Here is a 3060-nt window from a genome sequence, read left to right as displayed (position 1 = left end):
ATGGCTACATCTTCTGCTGAAGGCCCGACTGGTTTATAATAAAGGCTTGAACGGTTAAGGCTTAATAGCTCTGCCTGTTTTGTAATGGATAATTCTGAGTCTTGCCATTCGATCAAATTCACACGTTCTTGCCTAGTTGTGGTAGATGCCAGATTTTTTTTTGAGCCACGACAATTGCGTGGTTAATCGGCCTACTTCAGCGTATAGATTTTCAATTTGTTCTTCATAATCAGCTTTCATCTTTTCTTGATCCTTGTTCTGCTTTTGAAACAGTTGCGGCATTTGTTCTAGAAATTGTGTTTTCCATTTCCGCAGCTGATTAACATGAATCCCATATTCAGAGGACAGCTCAGTTAAAGACTTCTCTTCCTTAAGAATTTCCAATACAACTTGTGCTTTAAATTCTGGTGAATATCGTTTCCTTTTCATAAACCTACCTTAACATATCCTTTCTAGCTGTCTAAAATCTTGGGTCCATTATAATCTCCATTTAAGTTCTAATTGTGGCAAACATTTATACAACTCGCTTATTTCCTCTTGATTGTACGCATTTCCTGAACTAATCTTTTCTGTTTCCTTTTTAACAATAACAGGATTTTCCTTGATAAACTTCCATTTGTAACTGCTAAACTAAAGTAGACAATTTTTGCTAGATAAAAATGAACACTTTTCTACGGGGAAAAAGCATGTAAAAGGATGTTGCCCCGTAGGGGTGACATCCTTTTACAATTCGCTGCTCGGGCAGTGACTCTTGATTATTTAGACCCGCATTTCATGTATAATACTAATTTGTATTACATGATAATGGGGGACACATGAAAGGTGGAAAAGTGGGAAGTGTACATGGAAATTCAAAAATTAAAAAAACAGGGTTTTAGAATAAGAAGAATAGCTAAAAAGCTAGGTATTTCGATTATAAGTATCTAGAAAAGTCACCAGAAGAAATGAGTCTATGGATGGCTTCTAGCAAAACAAGGAAAAAGAAATTGGATCCATACGAATTGCTTATCCATACCTGGCTTACAGAACATCCGGATCTTTCAGCTGCACAAGTACATGATTGGCTGCTGGAAAGGTATGACAATCTAAAAGTTGGAGAAAGCACTGTTCGAAGTTATGTCAAAGAATTACGTGAAAAATATTCTATTCCTAAAACGGAGGAAAAACGTATATATCAGGCAATTCCTGATCCCCCAATGGGACAACAGGCACAAATAGACTTTGGTCAAACAAAGCAGAAGAAAACGGATGGAAGCATGGTAACATTAAACTTTATCTGTTTCGTGCTTTCGCACTCTCGTTATAAGTATGTAGAGTGGCTGGACCGTCCTTTCACTACTAAAGATGTCATTCGAAGCCATGAAAATGCGTTTCAGTATTTTGGGGGTATTCCTTATGAACTTATTTATGATCAAGATTCTTTACTGGTTGTCAGTGAAAATGCGGGAGACATTATTCTTACAGCTGAGTTTCAGTCTTATTGTGAAGAAAGAAAACTAAACTTATCTATTTGTCGGAAAGCAGACCCAGAAAGTAAGGGAAGAATTGAAAATGTGGTTGGTTATGTAAAGAAAAACTTCGCTAAAAATAGAGTATACACCAACTTAGACAAGTGGAATGAACAGTGCCTTGCGTGGTTAGCGAGAACGGGAAACAAAAAGATACATAACACAACAAAAAAGACCAGTAGAAGTGTTTTTAATAGAAAAACAACACTTAAGACCGGTCATTAAAAAAATTACTGTATCAAGTATCGATTCAAGTATAACAAGAACGGTCAGGAAGGACAACACCATAATTTACCTTTCCAATCGGTACTCCGTTCCTCTCGGAACGTATAAAAAAGGGAAAAGCGTATTTATCGAAGTAACAGAAGAAGGGTATTTATTCATACGGGAGGAAAAAGAAGGTCCAGTTATTGCAAACCATCGGCTGAGTCATGAAAAAGGAAAGTTAATTCAGGATACGCAACACACCCGTGACCGTACAAAAGGAATTCCAGCATACATCACTAGCCTGGCCGAGAAGTTTAAAAATCAAGAATTGGCCCGCATCTATCTGGAAGAAATACATCAAAGATATCCAAGGTACATACGGGACCAGCTTCAGTTGATAGGAAAAGCGATCAAGGCGGAACCGGATCTTATCGATGAAGCTTTAGAAGAATGTATAAATAAGGGGATATACAGTGCGACTGAATTTAGCGATATCATTCAGTATGTCAAACGCCAACGCCAGTTGAACAAAGATGAAGGCAAACAAAACCAAAACATAAAGCTCCTTCCTCAGGTTGATAAATCAGCAATATACACTAAACCGCATACGCGCAAATTAGATGATTATCTTGAAGTATTGGAAGGGGTGTCTAAATAATGTCTTCTCTTGAACAGTTACAGCAGCAACTGCGTTCTTTACGGCTGTCAGAGTCAGCCAATTATTTACCAAGCCTTATCAAGCAGGCAGAATCGGAAGACTGGACTTACCAGGTCTTCCTAAATCACTTAACAAATTATGAACAGAAACGTCGCGAAGAGAAGTTAATTGAAAGAAGACTAAAATGGGCATCCTTTCCTTTTTATAAGACCCTGGATGACTATAATTTGAATGAGCAGCAATCGATAAGCAAGAAGCAAATGAATCAATTAAAGGAATTTACATGGCTGGATCAACTTTATAACTTAATCCTGTTAGGGCCGCCAGGTGTGGGTAAAACCCATCTGGCCACAGGATTAGGAATAGAGGCCATTTACAGTGGATACAAAGTATCTTTTATATCGATGGGAGAACTCATTCACACACTCAAAACAGAAGAGTTTACGAGAAAATCTCAAACCAGTGTAAAGCTCCACATTATTCCATCCAAAATAAGCCTTTTATGTTCAAATTCCTCCAGCACCTTCACTAGACTTCACCGCAATAATGTGCTAAATTTTTTGCATATTATTCCGGTAGTGTCAAAAGTTCTATGAAAACTCAGTATTGGAAGGATGTGTTCTAACGAAAATAGAGAAAATGCCGCCGCAATCGCTCTTGACAAACACGTCAATGGTTTGATTTCGA

Annotated in this window: 3 pseudogenes; 2 read left to right on the top strand and 1 reads right to left on the bottom strand. The window is 37.7% G+C overall.

The features are described 5' to 3' along the window. A pseudogene (locus IEV18_RS16620) lies at positions 1–429 on the bottom strand (transposase); the annotation flags it as partial. Positions 430–843: 414 nt separating this feature from the next. Here IEV18_RS16620 and istA point away from each other — a divergent pair. Next, positions 844–2373, top strand: a pseudogene (gene istA, locus IEV18_RS17640) (IS21 family transposase). Further along, positions 2373–2843, top strand: a pseudogene (locus IEV18_RS16610) (ATP-binding protein); the annotation flags it as partial. The pseudogenes istA and IEV18_RS16610, both read left to right, overlap by 1 nt. Positions 2844–3060: the final 217 nt, after the last annotated feature.

It is taken from the genome of Compostibacillus humi (assembly GCF_014637175.1).
Lineage (GTDB): Bacteria > Bacillota > Bacilli > Bacillales > Amphibacillaceae > Oceanobacillus > Oceanobacillus humi.
Note: the sequence above shows the minus strand (reverse complement) of the source record. Positions and strands in the feature narration are given on the sequence as shown.